The organism is Nocardioides sp., from assembly GCF_030019515.1.
GTDB lineage: Bacteria > Actinomycetota > Actinomycetes > Propionibacteriales > Nocardioidaceae > Nocardioides.
In genome coordinates this window covers 1-18412 of the sequence record NZ_JASEEQ010000021.1, presented here as the reverse complement: position 1 = coordinate 18412, position 18412 = coordinate 1, and the positions used below count along the sequence as shown (strand labels likewise).

Below are 18412 nucleotides of genomic sequence, written 5' to 3'. Positions count from 1 at the left end.
CCTAACGTACGTTCGTACGGACGTCAAGTATGTCGGCCCCCACACTGGAACCCGTCTGGGGGACCCGTCCGAAGTCGAACGCTTCGGCCGCGGCTCTGCTCAGCGTGGCGCGGTCGGTCTTGCCAGTGGGGCTGACCGGTAGGGCGTCCCACAGGATCAACCCGCGCGGCTGCGCGTAGCGAGGGGCACGCGCACAGAAGAAGTCCCGGACCTCCTTGGGGTCCAGAACTGCGCCTGCCGCGGGCACGACGTGGGCGACCGGCACCTCGTTCTTCAAGGCGTGCGGACAGGACGTGACGACGACGTCGCGGATCTGGGGGTGCTGGAGCAGGACGGCCTCCACCTCCGCCGGGAAGGCGTGCTCACCGGCGACGTTCATGCGCTCGTCCGCGCGGCCGCAGTAGTACAAATAGCCATCTGAGTCCCTGCGCAACATGTCTCCGGTTCGCAGCCATCCGTCACGGAACCGCTCGGATGTCTCGGCTGGAAGGCCGTGGTAGCCCGCGGCAACACCTGGGTTGCGCGTCCACAGCTCGCCCGGAGTGTCAACGTCCACTTCCTGTCCGCTGGAGTCCAGGAGCTTGACCTCGACCTCCGGCATCGGCAGTCCGACACTGCCCATGCGGCGCGCGCCGAAACGCGGCAGGAAGCTGATCGAGGGTCCACCCTCGGTCAACCCGTAGCCCTCGACGAGGGTGACTCCCGGAAATGCGGCGTCCAGGTCCGCCAACAAGCCCTTCGTCATGGGAGCCGACCCACAGATCAGAAACCTCATCGACCTCGTGCCGCTCGGTTTCAGCCCGGGCTGGTCGACGAGCATGCGGTACATGGTCGGCACGCCAGTCATGAACGTGCAGCCCCACTTCTCGATCGCTCGAACCACGTCGGTGGGGTCGAACCTCGGGAGGACGACGGCGGATCCACCGGCCAACAGCGACGGGAAGATGCCGAGCGACAGGGCATTGGCGTGGAACAGGGGATTGGCACAGAGGGCGCGGTCATCCGGGCGAAGCATCATGACGCGCCGCATGAGGTCGGTGTTCCACAGCCAGTTCCGGTGCCGGATCATCACGCCCTTGGGGCGACCGGTCGATCCAGACGTGTAGGGGAGCATACAGAGGTCGTCGCCCGTGACGGAGACCTGGGGGCGGGCCGAGGAGGACGCTGCCATCCACGCGTTCAGGTCCTCACCCTCGTCCTCAGCACCGATGGCGAACACGCTCTCGCAGGCCAGACGTGGACGCAGCTCGGCCACCTTCGCGGCAAAGGAAGGGCCGGCCAGCAAGACCTTCGAACCTGAGTCGCTGACCATGTCAACGATCCGCTCGTCCGACTGCTTGTTGTTCGCGGGCACCGCGACGGCGCCGATGCGCATGACTCCCAGGATTGCTTCGACGAAGCGCACATCGTTGTCGTAGAGAAGAAAGACAGCATCACCTTTCCTCACACCGCGATCCAGGAGGCCGTTGGCGATCTGGTTCGACCGCTCGTCGAGCGCGCCGTAGCTCAGCTCGAGGTCCTCCTGGATCAGGGCCACGCGGTCCGGGAACAGGCGCATCCCGAAGTCAGTGGCATAGCCGGTGTTCTCGGTGAACGTGATCATCAACGCCCCGAGGGATCGTACGGAAGCACCTTCAGCAGGTGGTGCCCCACCATCACGACCGTGCCCTCTTGGTTCGCCAGCTCCAGCGCCATGTACGCCCTCGACTTGGGAACATCCAGGCGATCCAGCGTGTAGGACACTCGGATGGTGTCACCGATGAAGACGGGCGCGATGAACCGGAGGCGGTCGTATCCCAGCGAAACGGCATGCATCCGGTACTTGGCGCTGAAGACCGCTCCGGCACCAGACGTCAGACCGACCATGAGCGCCGCTTGTGCCAGCCGGTGCCCGTAGTGGGTCGCCTGCATGTACCGCTCATTGATGTGGTTGGCGGAGAAGTCACCAGTGATCCCCGAGAAAAGATAGACGTCACTCTCACCTATGGTCTTTTCCGTGACCACGCTCATGCCGATCTCCAGATCTTCGATCAAGATACCGGGGTGCTCGGTGTATTCACTGTCCACGACTGCTCCTCAAGCATTGTTGGCTCACGATCATCTCCCACGAAAGACTGGGTTTCGCCTGTCATGGAATGCAGCGATACCCTCGATGGCATCCTCGCTGTCGTTGGTCAGATTCACGGCCATCTGGGCGTCGCGGAGGGAGGAGGCAAAATCTCCGGTCAATCCACGCCTCATGAGATCCTTGGTGACCCGAACCGCTAGCGGCGCACGCTCGGCCAGGCTGTGAGCCAAGGCGAGAGACCGGGTCTGGAGGTTCTCGTCGGACGTCACCTCACCGACCAGACCGAGGGCATGGGCAGTGCGAGCGTCATAGATCTCGCCCAGGAGAGACATGCGCATGGCGGCCTCGAGACCCATAGCGCGAGGAAAGAGCCAGGCACCGCCCTCATCGGGCAGAAGGCCGGCGGTGCCGCTGGGATCTCCCAGCCGGGCGCTCTCCCCCGCGATGCGGAAGTCGCAAGCCAGACACAGAGCCAGTCCCCCTGCAACGGCGGGCCCGTTGATGGCGGCGATGACCGGCTTGTCACATGCCCAGAGGGCTTGCATGGCTGCATGCATCCCCTCGCGCATCACGACTGCGTGCCGCAGCTGTCGGTCGCGTCCCTTCTGGACATCCTCGGTGTCGGTCAGGTCGCCGCCGGCGCAGAACGCCCGGCCGGCACCCGTGACGATCAGGACCCGGAGGGCGTCCTCACGAAGGAAACGCTCCAGCGCAACGACGATCTCGTCGCACATCTGGGTCGTGTAGGCATTCAGGCGCTCGGGTCGATTCAAGGTCAGCCGGGCGATGCTTTGCCCATGGAGGTCGAAGCCGATCGTTGCGAACTCGCTCAAGGCACCCCTTAGGATAGGATCGCTACCAGTGGACGACCGAGGTGCAATGCACGGAGCCTGCTCTCGGTGACTTCTTGCTCCAGGACATCTGCGTCACTTGCCGACGAATATCGGCCGACGCTTGGCGACGAAGGCGAGGGCCGCTTCAGCTGCGTCCTGAGACTGGGCGGTGGCGATGTGTCTCTCACCCTCGAGGACCAATGCCTCTTCGAGGGGCACCGAGAGCGCCTCGTTGAGGCTGGTCTTAATCGATGCGAGCGCCAAGGGCGGGCCCTGAGCGATCTGCTCGGCGATCTCGGTCACTCGCTCGGACAATTCTGACTCGGCGATCACCTCGGAAACCAGACCCATCTCCAGGGCGCGCCGTGCGTCGATCTTCTGGTTGAGGAAGAAGAGGCTGCGAGCATGGGCCCCTCCGATGATCCTGGGCAACGACCAGGTGCCGCCGAAGTCTCCGGCCATTGCGGCGGACGCGAACGCGGTCCTGAACACGGCCCGCTCACTCGCCACTCGCACGTCGGCTGCGCAGGCAAGGGACAGGCCGGCGCCAGCGCATGCGCCGTTGACCGCCGCGATGGTGACCTTGGGCATCCGATGAAGCAGTTCGGTGCTGCGTGTGTGATGTCGAAGCTTGGCAACCAAGGTGTCCTTCTCGGCCGCACCGAGGTCCGACCCGGACAGGTCATGCATGTCCCCGCCGGCACAGAACGCCCGCCCCGCGCCGGTGAGGACGACGACCCGGACCGCGTCGTCGTTTGCCGCCGCGTCCAGGCGCTCGACCAGCGAGTCGAGCAGCTCGTCGACCATCGCGTTGAAGCGCTCGGGCCGATTGAGCGTGACGGTGGCGACGCCATCGACAACCTGGTAGAGGACCGCGGTACTCATACTTCCTCCAATGCAGCCAGCGCGGCTTCCGCGCGGAGCGTCGACTGTGCTCCGAGCACGTCGAGCGAATAGGGCGAGCCGCCCATGCGGTTGTCGCGGAATCGCGCGTAGACGCCCTCAGCGATGCAACCCAGGCGCCAGTGCGCGAAGGCGATGTACCAGTAGACCTGGTGCAGGTCCAGACCGGACTCGTCGCCGTAGCGAGCAATGACCTCGTCCGCGTTGGGGAAGCCCTCGACGGACGTGGCGGGAGGGGCTCCCGCTCCGATGTCGTCCCAGTACGCGATCATCGTCGCGAAGTCAGCGAGCGGGTCTCCCAGCGTGGAGAGCTCCCAGTCGAGCACAGCCTTGACGTCGTGGCGCGCGTCCAGCATGACGTTGTCCAGCCGGAAGTCGCCGTGGATGACGGCCGTTCGCTGCTGATCGGGGACCGTGGCGGCGAGCCGGGACTGCAGCTCGTCGAAGACCGGAATCGATCGGCCTCCCACCGCCTGCCACTGGAGGGGCCAACGCCTGAGTTGGCGCCGGACATACCCCTCCGGCCGTCCAAAATCACCCAGACCGACAGACTCCGGCTCGACACGGTGTAGACGCGCCAGGGTGTCCACCAACCCGAGCCCGATCTCCTGACGGGTCTCAGGTGACAGCACCAGCGCATCCTGCGGAGTGCGGATGACGACCCCGTCGACACGCTCCATCACGTAGAAGGGCACATCGAGCACGTCCAGCGCCAGCCCGACCATCCTCGGGACCGGGATGATGGCCTGCACCGAGCGCTGGACCCGGAACTCGCGCGCCATGTCATGTGCTGTCTCGGCGGCCTGTCCCAGCGGTGGGCGCCTCAGCACCCAGCTCGTCCCATGCGCGTCTCGCACAAGAAATGTCAGGTTCGAATGTCCGCCCAGGATGGGTCGAATCGTGAGCGGCAAGCGCGCGCTCGGGCACTCCCGCGCCCACCAGCCCTCGATGCTGGCCTGATCGATCGCCTCGGCCTGCATCACGTAGCCGTCGGAGTGATGACTGCGCCGCCGTCCACCACGATGGTCTGGCCGGTCATCCACGACGACTCGTCACTGGCCAGGAAGAGCGCCGCCGAGGCAATATCGTCGGGCTCACCGATGCGGCGCAGGGGGAGGACCTTCGCGAACGCCTCACCCCGGGTCTCCCAGATCGTCCGGGCGAAATCGGTCTTCACAAGTCCCGGTGCGATGGCGTTGACCCGCACGTGCGGACCCAGCTCGAAGGCCAGCTGCCGCGTGAGGTGGATGAGCGCAGCCTTGGTCCCGTTGTAGAAGCCGATACCTGGATCGATCCGGAGACCACCGTTGGAGGAGATGTTCACGATCGAACCTGGCCGGTCCCTCCCCAAGCCCGCCTCCAGCGCTGCCCCGGCCCACAGCACTGGCCCCAGCTGATTGACCTGGAACGTCTTCTCGGCGCGGCTGGGGTCGATTCCCGCCAGCGGCCCGATGTAGGGATTGGCGGCGGCATTGTTCACAAGGACGTCGGGAGGTCCGAAGAGCTGGACGGTCCGTTCCATCAGGAGGCGCGCTTGCTCGCCATCTCCAGCATGGGCTTGGAACGACGCGACCCCACCGGCGAGGTCGGCGCTGCGAATTTCGTCCGCCACCAGGTCCACTGCTTCTTGCTTTCGTGAGCTGAGCACCACGTTTGCGCCCGCGCGCGCAAACCTGATGGCGATCGCACGTCCGATCCCTCGCGACGCACCGTTCACGATGGCCGTCCTGCCCGTGAGGTCCATCATGAAGCTTCTTCCCGCGAGGCCGACCTCTGCAGCTCATGACGCGCCAGGGTGCGGCGATGCACCTCGTCCGGTCCGTCCGCGATGCGCAAACCGCGCAGAATCGCATACGAGTACGCGAGGACGGTGTCACCGGTCACCCCGGCCGCACCATGTGCCTGGATCGCCCGGTCGACCACTCTCGCTGCCATCGCGGGTGCGACCACCTTGATGGCTGAGATCTCCGTGTGCGCACCCTTCGCGCCGACGCGGTCCATCAGCCATGCTGCCTTGAGCGTGAGCAGCCGAGCTTGTTCGATCTCGATACGGGAGTCGGCGATCCACTGCTGCACGACCCCGAGGTCTGCGAGGGGCGCGCCGAAGGCCACACGGTTGCGGACGCGGCTGCACATGAGCTCCAGGGCGCGTTCAGCGATGCCGATGGCGCGCATGCAGTGGTGGATGCGACCCGGCCCCAGACGCGCCTGCGCGATCGCGAACCCCTCGCCCGCGCCCACGAGGATGTTCTTGGCCGGGATCCGCACCTCCGAGAAGCTGATCTCCATGTGACCCGGCTGATCGTGATAGCCGAAGATCGACAGAGAACGTTCGAGTTTCACTCCGGGCGTGTTCCGGGGCACGAGCACCATGGATTGCTGGCGGTGCCGCGAAGCAAGGGGATCCGACTTTCCCATCACGATGAGCAGTTCGCAGCGTTCGTCACCAGCGCCGCCGGTGAACCATTTGCGTCCGTTGATGACGTACTCGTCGCCGACACGCTCAATCCGGGTTTGGACGTTCTGCGCGTCACTCGACGCGACTGCCGGCTCGGTCATGCAGAAGCCGGAGCGGATTTCGCCGGCCAGCAGCGGACGTAACCATTGCTTCTGTTGCTCGGGAGTGCCGAACATGGCAAGAATTTCCATGTTCCCGGTATCGGGGGCGGAACAGTTGAATGGCTCCGATCCGATCCAGGACCGACCCATGAGCTCGGCCAGCGGGGCGTAGTCCAAGTTGGAGAAGCCAGTGGTCCACTCAGTCTCGTGAGGCAGGAACAGGTTCCATAGCCCGCGCTTGCGTGCTTCGGCCTTGAGTGTCTCCATGACGGGCGGGTAGAAGTGTGGATCTCCCGCAGCCTGGATCTGTTCGTGATAGGTAGCCTCGGCCGGCAGGATGAGGTCCTCCAGGAATGCCCGCACACGCCGCTGGTAGTCCAGCGACCGTTCGCTGTACTCGAAGTCCACGTGGGTTCGTCCTCTCGCGACGCCGTCTAACGTACGTTCGTCAGTGACGAACATGTTAGTCTCGTCCCTCAGAACAAGTCAAGGAGCACAACTATGGAGGCCACGCCTTCCCAGCGCGACATCGTTCGACCGCCGGCCCCAGGAAGCGGGGAACGGATCGTCGAGACGGCGCTCGACCAGTTCGCCGTCCACGGTTACGCCGCGACGTCGATGCGTGACCTGGCCGACGCGGTGGGGATGCGGGCCGCAAGCCTCTACAACCACTTCTCCTCGAAGGAGATGCTCCTGTGGCACATCTGCCAGTGGACCATTGATTCTCTGTCCGAGATTCAGCAGGACACGCTGGGCCAAGAAGGTTCGCCCTCGGAGAGGTTGAGTGCTTTCACGCGTTCCTTCGCGCAGTTTCATGCAACGCATAGCCGCGAGGCCCTCACGGTCGAACATAACTGGCGCACGCTGGAAGGCGCCCACCTCGACACCTTGAGGGCTTATCGTCGAAAGTTCTACCGGGCTCTGGTGGACATCATCGAAGAAGGTCGGGCTGCTGGAGAGTTCGGAGTGCGAGACTCTGAGCTGACCGCCTTGAACATTCTCGACCTCGTGATCGGGATAGCGAACTGGTACCGCTCAGCCAACATCGAGCCCGAAGCCTTGGGCGAGCACTATGCACGTTTGGCCCTGCTCCTGGTCGAGCAGCGTCCGCAGTAGCAAGGCCGGCGATCGGAGGAGAGTGTCCCCGCCACGCGCAGGTCGCTTTCATACCTGCGTCGGGCGGGGACACTCCTTCGCGACTGGGCGTGGCCCGCTGCGCGGGGAGTGCCAGAAGGCCACGGGTCCTCTGGATCAGTCCACGCTGTCCAACGGCACGTACTTGCCATCCCGGACCGTAACCCAGAAGAAGGAGTCGGCCTTGAAGCCGTTGTGGTTGTCGGGGGTGTACACCATCGGCTTCGCCCCGTAGCCGTTCTTCAGGGTGAGGTCGTCCATCGCATCCCGCAGCTCCGCTCCCGTGTCAGCGCCCGTCTGCAACCCCTCCACGATCGACTGCATCCCGTCCGCGCCCAGGAGCTCGGCGAAGCTGGTGACGCCACCGTGGTCCTCCATCAGGTCGTGCAGGCGAGTCAGTTCAGTCGAGTCATTGGGATTCAGCATGGCGGGAGCCACGAAGAGCTCGGCCCCGTCCTCGGCACCCTCGATGGTCGTGGGCTGGACAGCGCCCTCCACTCCATACACATCGCCCTCGAACCCGCGCTGGGCGGCCGTCCGCAGCACCGCGCTGACCAGCGGGGGAGGCGACGAGATCGCCCAGATGGCGTCCGCACCGCTGTTGATCAGCTTGGACACCTGGGCCGTCACGTCGGACGCGTCAGGCGCAGCCGATACGACCTCGGTGACGTTCACCCCACCTTCCGCAGCCAAGTCCTCCATCTGCGCCGTCCCAGAGACGCCGTAGGCGTCGTCCTGGTAGAAGATTCCGAGGTTCTTCACTCCCCGCTCCTGGATCTTCTTGAAAATCGCCGGAGCGTCCTCGCAGCCACATGGCGCCGACCGGAAGACCCAGTCCGTGTACTCCTCATCCGCCTCGGTCACCTCCGTCGTCGCCACCGGGGCCACGACGGGAACCTCTGCGCGCATCGCCGCGTTTACGAAGCTCAAGACCTCGGATCCCGTGGCGGACCCGAAGATCGCGATGACGCCGTCGTCCTTGATGAGCTTGTTCGCGAGGCGAACCGCCTGGGTCGGGTCGGACTTCGTGTCCTCCACGATCACCTCGATCTGGCGACCGTTCACCCCGCCAGCCTCGTTCACCGCCTCTGCCACGGCCTCGGCGGCAGCAGCCTCGCGGCTGCCGAACGCGGCAGCGGGACCGGTGATGGCCTGGAGGATACCGATCTTGATGGGATCGTCCGAGTCACTTCCGTCGCCTGACGATCCGCAAGCGGCGAGGCTCAGCATTGATGCCACCGTGAGGGCGGACAAAGTGCGTTTCAACATTGCGCTCCTAGAGGTTGGTCTTGTGCTGTTTGCCTTATCCGAGAAACTGTTGTGCCAAGTGGCCGCGGTCGAGTTTTTCCATGACGTTTCGTCCGACGACGCGACCGTCGCTCAGAACTGCAAATGAATCAGCGACCCGGTCCACCATGTCGACGTTCTGCTCCGCGATGAGAACCGCCAGGTTCTCGTCGCGCAACGACATAAGCGCCTCACTGAGTGTCTTGATCACCGACGGCGCAAGCCCTTGGGACGGTTCATCCAGCAGCAGGACCTTGGGACGGGCGACCAGTGCCTTGGTCAAGGCCACCATCTGCTGCTCTCCCCCGCTCAGCAGACCGACTTTGGTGCCACCTCGCTCAGCCAGAGCGGGAAACCGCCTGACGAGTTCGGGCATGGGATCCCGGACCCCGCCGAGCGATGCCCCCAACCGTAGATTTTCACGCACCGTGAGCTCGGGGAAGAGAGCACGATCATCCGACACCGTGACCAAGCCGGCCCTGGCACGCTGGTGCACACTTCGTCCGGAGAGCTGCCGGTCGCCCAGCAATATGCTCCCCTGTGAGGGGAGCAGACCCGACAGAGCGCGCATGAAGGTGCTCTTGCCAGCGCCGTTGGAGCCAAGCAGGGCCACGATCGAACCCGCCGGGATCTCCAGGTCGATGCCCTGACAGATCTTGAGAGCGCCATATCCAGCGGTGAGATTCCTGATCGACAACCCGACCGCCGCGTCACTGCTCGAAGAATTCTTCATGGCGTCCCCTGCCCGAGGTATACACGAACGATTTCAGGATGCTCTCGGATATGCTCGGGCGTCCCCTGCGCGACGACCTTGCCGCTCGCGAGCACCGTGACCTCGTCACACAAGGACAGGACGAATCCGAAGTTGTGCTCCACGAGCACGATGCCGATGCCTCTGTCAGCGACCTGGCGCAGGACCTTCGACAAGATCTGTCGGTCGAGGCTGTCCATGCCGGCCGCAGGCTCGTCGAGCAACAAGTACTTGGCGTCGCCGGCCAAGGTGCGTGCGACCTCCAGGAGCCGCCGGTGAGGGGCGGGGAGCTCACCGACAAGCGCGTCAGGATTTCCGAGGTCGAAGGTATCGACGAGCGCAAGGGCTCGAGCCTTGAATTGCTTCTCCTCAGCACGCACGCCGGGGCTGGAGAGGAAGGCGCCGAGCATGCACTGCCTGGTCGAGACCGTGAAGCCCGTCATGATCGCATCACACACCGTCGAGTTCGGATCGGCACGAGCGGTCTGGAAGGTTCGGCCGATGCCGACCCGCGCACGGCGCTCGGTGGGCCAGCGCGTGATGTCCTTCCCGTCCAGCTCCACGGTGCCGGCGTCAGGTGAGACCACTCCGGTCAGGCAGTTGAAGAGCGTGCTCTTCCCGGCACCGTTGGGTCCGACCATTCCGACGATCGAACCTGGCCCGACCTCGACGTCGACCACGTCCAGGGCTTTGACACCCCCGAAGGCCACCGCGATTCCACGAGCGCTAAGCATGAGCTCTCTCTCTCTTGGCCGGGGCCGGGTCGCGAGGAGCAGCCGACCCGCTCCCGGGTGGACGACGCCGCACCCTTCTCACGATGCCGCCCAAGGAGGCGAGACCATCGGGCAGCAGCAGCAGGACCGCCACGAGCATGGCGCCGAACACGACGCCCTGGGCGACACCTCCAGGCAGGAGGTCCCCAGCCAGGATGTAGACCGTGGATCCGATGAGAGGACCGATGCTCGACCGGCGACCGCCGATCACCACCATGAACAGGACGGCGAACGACTGGGTGAAGCTGAGCGAGTCGGGTGACAGGAACCCGACATACAAGGAGAAGTACCATCCGGCGAGTCCGGCGACTCCGGCTGCGACACCGAAGACCAAGGCTCGTTCACGGGCAACGTCCGCGCCCACCGATCGCGCAAGAATGGGATCGATGCGGATGGCGTTCAGGGCACGGCCGCGTGCCGAGCGCACGTAGTTCTCGAAGGCCCAGATCGCCGCTGCCACGAGGACTGCGATACCGAGGAACCCACCCAGCTGCTCGTCACCGAAGGGGAGTGCCGGCATACCGTAGAGCCCGACGTGGCCACCAGTGCGGTCGCCACCGAGCGCGACGAGACCGTACCATAGCTGGGCGAGGGCGATCGTCGTCAACGCCAGGGACAGTTCCGGCAGCCGCAGGATGGGCCGCGAGATCAGATAGGCGATGACGCCAGGGACGAGGATCGAAGGCGCGAGCGCCTCCCAGGCGGACCATCCGTGCGACACCGTCAAGATCGACGTGGCATACCCACCAAGCGCTGCAAACGATGCCTGGCACAGCGAGATGATTCCCCCGTGTCCGTACATCAGAGCGAGCGGGATACCCATCAACCCGAAGACCAGGATGCTGACCCCGACGTCGTAGATCGACTCTCGACCCTGGGCGACGCTGATCACTATGCCGATCACGACGGCGTACGCCAGGAGGTTCCGGTGCCGGCCGAGCACGGTGAAGGTCCTCATGCCCGCACCGCGTGAACAGAGATGGTGTGCGAACGGCCCGAAGCCAGCACGAGCAGAATGAGGGCCGGGGGTAGCAGCTGTGACCAGCCGCTCGGCAAGTACGCGACACCCATCTGCTCGAAGATCCCCAGCAGGATCCCCCCCAAGAAGACGGTGGCGGGTCCGCGGAGGCCGAGGAGGATCACGGCAGTCACTGCGTACACCGAGAACTGCAGACCCCGAGAATATGAGACGCCGGTGGTCATGGCGGCCAGGATCCCCACGATCCCCGCCATCCCGGAACCGACCAGGAACGCCATGAACTGCATCCGCCGGACCGCGATTCCGACCAAGGCCGCCGATGCGGCAGAGGCCGCGGCGGCCCTCATCCGGAGCCCCGAGGCGCTGCCGTTCAGGACGATGAACAAGATGAGCAGGAAGGCCGAGGCGAGCAGGAGATTGAACATGCCTTGCGTGGAGAGCCGAAACCCCAGCAGGTGGACCGACCCGGACAGTCCGGACAGGTAGAGGTTGTCGGTGCCCACCAGGGCCTGGACGGCTGAAGCCGTGATGAGGAGTAGGCCGAAGGTTGCTAGGACGATGCGCATCATGTCCTTCATGTCCCACAGCCAGTGGAAGGCCAGGAAGAGCAGGCCCGTCACTGCGCCCATCCCCAGGGCTGCCATCACGCCGAGCAACCAGCCCGTCACGCCGCCCACAGACGCTGAGACGACCCCCGCGACGATCACGTAACCACCGATGTTGATGTCCACCACGTCGGTGGTGGACCAGATCAGGAACATGGGCAGTGCCAGCAGGGCGTAGAGCGCACCGAAGAAGGCACCATTGGCCAGATACTCCATGAAAGCCGCCATGATGCTCCTTCTAACGTACGTTCGTGAGCGGAAGGTTGCTTGACGCTAGTGTGACTGGCCCCACACGTCAAGGGTCGGCATGAGATCGGTCCTCCGGCGTCGGTTCGCGCCGATTCCTCGACGCGCTGTCTCGCTCGAGGGTGCCAGCGGCTCGTCCTCAGTCCACCAGCAGCGTGACGACTTCGGCCACGCACACGGGCTTGTCTCCCTCTTCACGTTCCATAGTCACCCTGATGACCGCGTGGGCACCGCTGGGCTTCCTGGTCAGCGAGAGGAGTTCGGCTCCAGCCCGGATCCTCGAGTCGACCGCGACGGGTGACGGGAACCGCACCGTGTTGGCACCGTAGTTGACTCCGAGCTTCAGCCCGTCGACGTGGTAAATCTGATTCAGCAGTCTCGGCACCAGTGACAGTGTCAGGTAACCGTGCGCGATCGTCGTCCCGAACGGACCGGATGCCGATCGATCCGTGTCGACATGGATCCACTGGTGATCACCAGTGGCGTCCGCGAACAGGTTGACCTGTTCCTGTGTGATCAGCTGCCAGTCGCTGACACCCAGGTGAGTGCCGACTGCACTCTCGAGTTCGTCAAGCCCAGTGAAGGTCTTCACACCTTCTCCTTCCATTGTCCGATCCACCGGGTCACGCGTTGGCCACCTTGCGGATGGCCTCGGCGATCCGCTCCCGGTCGGGAAGCCACGCCTGCTCGAGATTCGGTGCATACGGCGCGGGCGTGAACGCGCTCCCCACTCGAACCATGGGCGCGTCGAGGCTCCAGAATCCCTCGTCCGCCATGCGCGCGACGATCTCCGCTCCGATCCCGAAGTCACGAACCGCTTCGTGGACGACCACCAGACGGTTGGTCTTGACCAGCGAGGCGTGGATCGTGTCCCAGTCGAGGGGTGCGATCGTCCGGAGATCGATGAGCTCCACATCGATGCCCTCCTCGACCAGCTCGTCGACCACCGTTGCGCACGTGTTGAACATGCGTGAGTACGACACCACCGTCACGCCAGAGCCCTCGCGGGCGATGCGCGCCCGCCCGATGGGTATGCACGTGTCGCGCGGTGGCTTCGGGCCCTTCCGTCCGTATTCCATCCTGTTCTCGATGAAGACCACGGGGTTGGGGTCTTGGATCGCCGAGCGCAGGAGGCCATACGCGTCCCAGGGATTCGAGGGCATGACCACGGTGATTCCGGGAATGTGTGCCAAGAGCGCCTCGAGACTCTGGGAGTGCTGACTGCCCGAAGAACGGCCGGCGCCGAACTGGGTCCTTATCGTCAGGTTCATCTGCGCCTTGCCGCCGGTCATGAACGACAGCTTCGCCGCCTGGTTGACCACTTGGTCGAAGCAGACCGTGATGAAGTCCATGTACATGACTTCCAGCACCGGCTTCATCCCGGCCATCGCCGCCCCGACCCCGAGGCCCAGCATGGCGTTCTCCGATATCGGGGTGTCGAGCACTCGCGCTGGCCAGCGCTCATGGAGACCGCGGGTGATGCCGAAGACATTCCCCCCCGCCGCGATGTCGATACCGGCCATGAAGACTTCTGGATCGTCCTCCATCTCGGCCTCCAGTGCGAGACGGACCGCGTCCATCATGCGGAAGTCCTCGCTGCCCACTCGGTCCTGGGGTTCGGGGTGGGATGCATGCGCTCGAACAACGTGCTCGTGCAGACTCGACCCAGCGGGAGCTGGTGCTCTCCGTGCGTGCTCAATGGCTGCCGTGACCTCCCGCTCCTGCTCGGCGGCGATCGCGTCCAGCTCCTCAGCGGAGCAGCCGGCCTCCCTGAGGGTCCTGCGCGCCCTTTCGAGGGGATCTCGCTCCCGCCATTCGGCTCCCTCTTCCTTCGACCGGTAGCGCTCCGGGTCCCCTTCGTAATGCCCGTGCCACCGGTAGGTCTCGGCCTCGACCAAGACCGGTCCGGCGCCCCCGCGAACCATGTCGACGATGCCTCGCATCCCGTCATGGACGGCAGTCACATCGTTACCGTCCAGGGAGAAGAACGGGATGCCGTACGCGCCCGCTCGTGCCGAAAGACCGACCGGGTGCTGGTCTGCGGCAGCCGAGAACTCCGCGTAGTGGTTGTTCTCGCAGTAGAAGATGACGGGCAGCTTCCACAGTGCCGCGATGTTTACCGCCTCGTGGAAGCTCCCCTGAGCGACGGCGCCGTCACCGAAGAAGACCAGGGTAATGTTGTCCTCCCCTCTCAGCCGCGCCGCCACCGCAGGTCCGTTCGCGATGGCGATGCCAGCCCCCACGATCCCGTTCGCTCCGTAGATCCCGAGTGTCGGATCGGCGATGTGCATCGACCCGCCCCGCCCCGCACACGCTCCCTCGTCGCGGGCCATCAGCTCGAGGAACATGGACTCGACGGAGAGGCCCTTGGCAATGCAGTGACCGTGACCGCGATGATTGGAGACGATCCCGTCGGTCGGGCGAAGGGCCGTACATGCCCCGACTGCGGAGGCTTCCTGGCCGATCGAGAGGTGGACGAACCCCGGGATCTCGCCCGCCTTGTAGAGACGCGCACAATTCTCCTCGAAGATGCGGATCTGGCACATCAGCCGGAACTGCTCCAGCAACTGGTCCTTAATTTTGGCCCACCTCCAGGCGCTGTACGGCTGATTCACTCCAGCCCCGGGAATGCTTGGAACGTCCTGCGCCACGACCGCGTCCGTGGACCTGGGCACTAGCTGATCGACGGCGCCAGCCGCTGCTGTCAATGCATCTCTTGACCGCCGGTGACATTGATCGCCTCCCCCGTGACATATGACGCCGCATCGGATGCGAGGAAACCGACCACGTCTGCGATCTCATCGGGATGGGCGAACCGGCCGAGAGGGATCTGCCTTCGCAAACGACGCTTGTACTGTTCTTCGTCGAGCCCGGTGGCCCGGGTGTAGGAGTCCAGGACACCGCCCTTCACGGACAGGAGGTCCGTGTCCACCACACCAGGACAGACTGCATTCACGGTGATGCCCTCGGGACCGAGTTCGTGGGCCAATGATTGCGTGAAGCCCAGAGCGGCGAACTTCGCTGCGGAATAGGCGGCGAGCATCGGCATTCCGGACTTTGCGGACTGCGAGGCGATGGTGATGATCCGGCCGCCCTCCCCCTGGGAGATCATGCGGCGGGCTGCCGCCCGCGAGCACAGGAACACCCCTGTCGCCATGACGTCCAGGTTCAGGCGCCAGTCCTCCTCGCGGAGCTCGGTCACCGGCCCGACACCCACGGTCAGCCCGGCGTTGTTGACCAGCACGTCGACGCGACCGTACCGAGCGACCGTGCCGTCGAGGAGGTCGTCGACCTGTTCTGCGTCCCGGACGTCACAGGGGAGGGCATTGACTTCGCCCACATTCGACAGCTCGTCACAGGCCGTCTCCAGGTCGGTCGAGGGCGCCACCTCGTAGTCCGGATGGCTGTCCAGTGCTGCGCCGAGATCTGATAGGACGACCGTCAGGCCGTCGAGGAGCAGGCGCCGGGCGACAGCCTGACCGATCGACCCTTTTCGCCCGGCCCCGGTGACGATCGCGACCCTCTCAGGCTTACTCATCCTCGTACCTCTCGACAAGCAGCGGCGTCACTCGGACAAGCACCTTGATGTCGTCACCAGGGTCGTCGGCGAGCCGGGCGAAGTGCTCGACCGTCTCCTTCAGGTCGATGATCGTGGTGATCAGACGTCCAGCCCGAACTGTCCCGTTGGCGATCATCGTGGCGACCCTCGCTGGCTCGTCGCGATACGCGAGCGCGGCGATGATGGACCGCTCTGTGAGGACCAGCCGCCCAGCGTCGATCGAAGCCGGGCCATGGGGAAGTCCGACCAGCACGACCACCCCTCCCCTGCGCAACAGCTCCGGCGCTGATCCCAGCACGGCGGGGCTTCCCGTGCAGTCCACCACGATGTCTGCGCCTCCCCCTGTGAGGCGTCGGACGGCCCGCTGGGTCGAGCGGGGACCCTCGTCGGGTTGCAGCGTGTCGAACCCCATCGACGACGCGTGCGAGCGCCGCCCCGCGTGAGGCTCGAGCACTGTCACCTGGAGGGCGCCGGCTCGGGCGATCTCCGCGCAGGCAGCCCCGATGGGGCCGAAGCCCAGGATGACCACCTGGTCACCAGGACGGGCATTGCCCCGCTCCAGCGCGTGCAGCGCGACAGCCAACGGCTCGATGAGAGCGCCCTCCTCGTAGGAGACGGCGTCAGGCAGTGGCACGGCGCAATAGGATGGAAAACGGACGTGGGAGGCGAGGGCGCCGTCGGAGATGAGCCCGATCGCGCCGCCCGAGGAGCAGCGGTTGTAGTCACCCGAGAGGCAGTCCCGACATCGGCCACACCTCCAGCTGGCATTCGCTGCGACACGATCCCCCACGGCGAGCTCGGTGACCCCCGCCCCCACTGCCGACACCCGCCCGGAGAATTCGTGACCGAGCACGATCGGCGGAGCCCCCTGCCGGCTCAGTGGATGGTCGCTGGACCGAATCATCACCGGACCGTCGCGGAACTCGCCGACGTCGCTGCCGCAGATCCCGCAGAACGCCACCTCGACCTCGATCATGCCTGGTCCGAGCTCCCGGTCGACAGGGAGGTCCTCAAGCCTCACGTCGCGGCGACCGTGCCAACGTAGAGCCAACATGGGTCGATGGTACCATGCTAACGAACGTCAGTAAGTCCGATCAGCCGATCCGAACGACTGTCCGTCCGACGTGCGAGGAGCCAAGCAGGGCCGTCAACGCCTCGGGAATCCGCTCGAGGTCGATCTCGTTGACGATGCTCTCGAGGCCGGAGGGTGCTAGGTCCTCGGCCAGTCGTTGCCAGACGGCGGCGCGTCGCGCGAGCGGAGTGTCGACAGAGTTGACGCCCAGGACGGAGACCGCTCGGATGATGAAGGGCAGCACGGTGGCCTTGACCCCGAAGCCGCCCGCCATGCCGCAGACAGCCACTCCGCCGCCGTACCTGACTGCAGGGAGGAGCGAGGCGAGGAGCTCGCCCCCGACCGTGTCGATCACACCGCTCCAGCGCTCACGCACCAGTGGACGACCCCGTGGGTCGAGGTCAGAGGGAGACACCACCTCCGACGCACCAAGGGCGCGCAACATCGGCTCCTGTTCGGGCTTCCGCGAACACGCCACGATTTCCTCGTACCCCAGTGTCTTGAGGATCGCCATGGCCACCGCCCCTACTCCTCCACTGGCTCCCGTCACCAGGACGGGGCCGGCCGAGAGGTGCATCCCGTGCTGCATCAGCTGCAGGATCGCGTCGGCTGCAGTCCAGCCTGCGGTGCCCAGGGCCATGGCGTCGCGCGCAGACATGCCTGCCGGCAGGGGGAGCGCCCAGCTCGAGGGGACCCGCGCATACTCGGCGTGACCTCCGTGTTGCTTCGTGCCGAGCCCGTACCCATGCACGATGACGCTGTCGCCTGCTGCGAACCGGCCGGAGCCCTCGACAACCTCACCCGCGAGATCGATGCCGGTGACGAGGCACGGGATCTCAGCCACCTGGCCGTCCGCGGTGGCTGCCAGAGCGTCCTTGTAGTTCACGCTCGACCAGGTCACTCGGATCAGCAGGTCCTCGTCGGGAAGGTCGGACGCTTGCAGCGTCCGGATCTCGAGGTTGTCGGCTCCATCCCTCGGCTCGGATACCAGAGCGCGGAACTCCACGGTGAACTCCTTCTCTTGACGATGCGTACGGACGCTCGTTAGTTTAACAGTGCCTGAGCCGAGTCGGAAGCGTGGTTGGACGGTCGTCGAGCACCTCAACGATGAGCCGTCCGGAGCGATGACACACGGCGGTACTCATGAAGGAGGCCTAGCCGGATGCCCACCATTGCGGCGCACGTAACGGGAGTCGTCACGAAGATCGAGGTCGGCCGAGGAAGTCACGTCACCGAAGGAGACACGGTCGCCGTGCTCGAGTCCATGAAGATGGAGATGTTTGTCGAGGCAGAATGCGCCGGCACCGTGACTGAGGTGCTGTGCGAGGTCGGTCAGTCCGTGAAAGAGGGCGAGCTGCTCGTGGAGTTGGCCTGAGGTCCTCGGATCGGCACGAGACCAGCGGCAGGCAGCGGCATGCAGCGACTGGCACGCACCTCACCAGCATGACGTCGAGCTGACTGCCACCCCGTACCAGGAGGCAACGTGAGCTCACATCCGGGTGCGGGCACCGATGTCCCTCAGGACATCGATATCCACACGACTGCTGGCAAGCTGCTGGACCTGGATCGACGGCTCGACGAGGCGGTACACGCGGGCTCGGCGAAGGCGGTCGAGAAGCAGCACGCCAAGGGCCGCAAGACCG

The 18412-nt window shown here is 65.2% G+C and carries 19 protein-coding genes; 2 read left to right on the top strand and 17 right to left on the bottom strand.

All coding sequences use genetic code 11. The annotated features are described in order from the left end of the window. Position 1: 1 nt before the first annotated feature. The 7 genes from QMC84_RS21065 to QMC84_RS21035 all read right to left on the bottom strand — a co-directional run bounded on the left by QMC84_RS21065 (position 2) and on the right by QMC84_RS21035 (position 6771). The gene (locus tag QMC84_RS21065) at positions 2 to 1603 is read right to left on the bottom strand and encodes a class I adenylate-forming enzyme family protein (protein WP_300378387.1); all 1602 of its coding nucleotides are present in this window, start codon (positions 1601 to 1603) and stop codon (positions 2 to 4) included. Beyond that, positions 1603 to 2067, bottom strand: a complete 465-nt coding sequence (locus tag QMC84_RS21060; protein ID WP_300378384.1) for a MaoC/PaaZ C-terminal domain-containing protein — start codon at positions 2065 to 2067, stop codon at positions 1603 to 1605. Before QMC84_RS21060 ends, QMC84_RS21065 begins: the two co-directional genes overlap by 1 nt. Before the next feature lie 30 nt (positions 2068 to 2097). Further along, the gene (locus QMC84_RS21055; RefSeq protein ID WP_300378382.1) at positions 2098 to 2901 is read right to left on the bottom strand and encodes an enoyl-CoA hydratase/isomerase family protein; all 804 of its coding nucleotides are present in this window, start codon (positions 2899 to 2901) and stop codon (positions 2098 to 2100) included. Between the two features lie 93 nt (positions 2902 to 2994). Beyond that, entirely contained in the window at positions 2995 to 3786 is a 792-nt protein-coding gene (locus QMC84_RS21050; protein WP_300378380.1) for an enoyl-CoA hydratase-related protein, read from the bottom strand. Continuing rightward, a complete protein-coding gene (locus QMC84_RS21045) occupies positions 3783 to 4784 on the bottom strand; it encodes a phosphotransferase family protein (RefSeq protein WP_300378433.1) in 1002 nt (333 codons plus the stop codon). The genes QMC84_RS21050 and QMC84_RS21045 overlap by 4 nt, the downstream gene beginning before the upstream one ends. Continuing rightward, a complete protein-coding gene (locus QMC84_RS21040) occupies positions 4784 to 5551 on the bottom strand; it encodes an SDR family oxidoreductase (protein WP_300378378.1) in 768 nt (255 codons plus the stop codon). The genes QMC84_RS21045 and QMC84_RS21040 overlap by 1 nt, the downstream gene beginning before the upstream one ends. Beyond that, positions 5548 to 6771: an acyl-CoA dehydrogenase family protein gene (locus tag QMC84_RS21035; protein WP_300378376.1), complete on the bottom strand. Its 1224-nt coding sequence runs from the start codon at positions 6769 to 6771 to the stop codon at positions 5548 to 5550. The genes QMC84_RS21040 and QMC84_RS21035 overlap by 4 nt, the downstream gene beginning before the upstream one ends. Positions 6772 to 6864: 93 nt before the next feature. Here QMC84_RS21035 and QMC84_RS21030 point away from each other — a divergent pair, with 93 nt between their 5' ends. Beyond that, positions 6865 to 7479 (top strand): TetR/AcrR family transcriptional regulator, encoded by a 615-nt coding sequence (locus tag QMC84_RS21030; protein WP_300378374.1) that lies wholly within the window; start codon positions 6865 to 6867, stop codon positions 7477 to 7479. Between the two features lie 135 nt (positions 7480 to 7614). Here the strand turns inward: QMC84_RS21030 and QMC84_RS21025 are convergent, their stop codons facing one another. The 10 genes from QMC84_RS21025 to QMC84_RS20980 form a co-directional block, all read right to left on the bottom strand. Beyond that, entirely contained in the window at positions 7615 to 8727 is a 1113-nt protein-coding gene (locus tag QMC84_RS21025; RefSeq protein WP_300378372.1) for an ABC transporter substrate-binding protein, read from the bottom strand. Between the two features lie 73 nt (positions 8728 to 8800). Further along, on the bottom strand, positions 8801 to 9517 hold the full coding sequence (locus QMC84_RS21020) for an ABC transporter ATP-binding protein (RefSeq protein WP_300378370.1): 717 nt from the start codon (positions 9515 to 9517) through the stop codon (positions 8801 to 8803). After that, positions 9514 to 10215 carry an ATP-binding cassette domain-containing protein gene (locus QMC84_RS21015; protein ID WP_300378368.1) on the bottom strand — a complete coding sequence of 234 codons (702 nt, stop codon included), beginning with the start codon at positions 10213 to 10215 and terminating at the stop codon, positions 9514 to 9516. The genes QMC84_RS21020 and QMC84_RS21015 overlap by 4 nt, the downstream gene beginning before the upstream one ends. A 46-nt stretch (positions 10216 to 10261) precedes the next feature. Then, complete coding sequence (locus tag QMC84_RS21010; protein ID WP_300378366.1) at positions 10262 to 11266, bottom strand: branched-chain amino acid ABC transporter permease; 1005 nt, start codon at positions 11264 to 11266, stop codon at positions 10262 to 10264. Continuing rightward, entirely contained in the window at positions 11263 to 12120 is an 858-nt protein-coding gene (locus QMC84_RS21005; protein WP_300378364.1) for a branched-chain amino acid ABC transporter permease, read from the bottom strand. The genes QMC84_RS21010 and QMC84_RS21005 overlap by 4 nt, the downstream gene beginning before the upstream one ends. 157 nt (positions 12121 to 12277) lie before the next feature. Beyond that, complete coding sequence (locus QMC84_RS21000) at positions 12278 to 12730, bottom strand: MaoC family dehydratase (RefSeq protein ID WP_300378362.1); 453 nt, start codon at positions 12728 to 12730, stop codon at positions 12278 to 12280. Between the two features lie 31 nt (positions 12731 to 12761). Beyond that, positions 12762 to 14705 carry a dehydrogenase E1 component subunit alpha/beta gene (locus QMC84_RS20995; RefSeq protein ID WP_300378360.1) on the bottom strand — a complete coding sequence of 648 codons (1944 nt, stop codon included), beginning with the start codon at positions 14703 to 14705 and terminating at the stop codon, positions 12762 to 12764. Positions 14706 to 14842: 137 nt separating this feature from the next. Next, positions 14843 to 15676, bottom strand: coding sequence for an SDR family NAD(P)-dependent oxidoreductase (locus tag QMC84_RS20990; RefSeq protein WP_300378358.1), 834 nt, complete (start codon positions 15674 to 15676; stop codon positions 14843 to 14845). Further along, positions 15669 to 16673 carry an alcohol dehydrogenase catalytic domain-containing protein gene (locus tag QMC84_RS20985; protein WP_300378356.1) on the bottom strand — a complete coding sequence of 335 codons (1005 nt, stop codon included), beginning with the start codon at positions 16671 to 16673 and terminating at the stop codon, positions 15669 to 15671. The genes QMC84_RS20990 and QMC84_RS20985 overlap by 8 nt, the downstream gene beginning before the upstream one ends. Positions 16674 to 16791: 118 nt before the next feature. Then, on the bottom strand, positions 16792 to 17775 hold the full coding sequence (locus tag QMC84_RS20980; protein ID WP_300378354.1) for an acryloyl-CoA reductase: 984 nt from the start codon (positions 17773 to 17775) through the stop codon (positions 16792 to 16794). A 156-nt stretch (positions 17776 to 17931) separates the two neighbouring features. Between QMC84_RS20980 and QMC84_RS20975 the strand changes: the two genes are divergently transcribed. Continuing rightward, positions 17932 to 18144 carry an acetyl-CoA carboxylase biotin carboxyl carrier protein subunit gene (locus QMC84_RS20975; RefSeq protein WP_300378352.1) on the top strand — a complete coding sequence of 71 codons (213 nt, stop codon included), beginning with the start codon at positions 17932 to 17934 and terminating at the stop codon, positions 18142 to 18144. Positions 18145 to 18412: the final 268 nt, after the last annotated feature.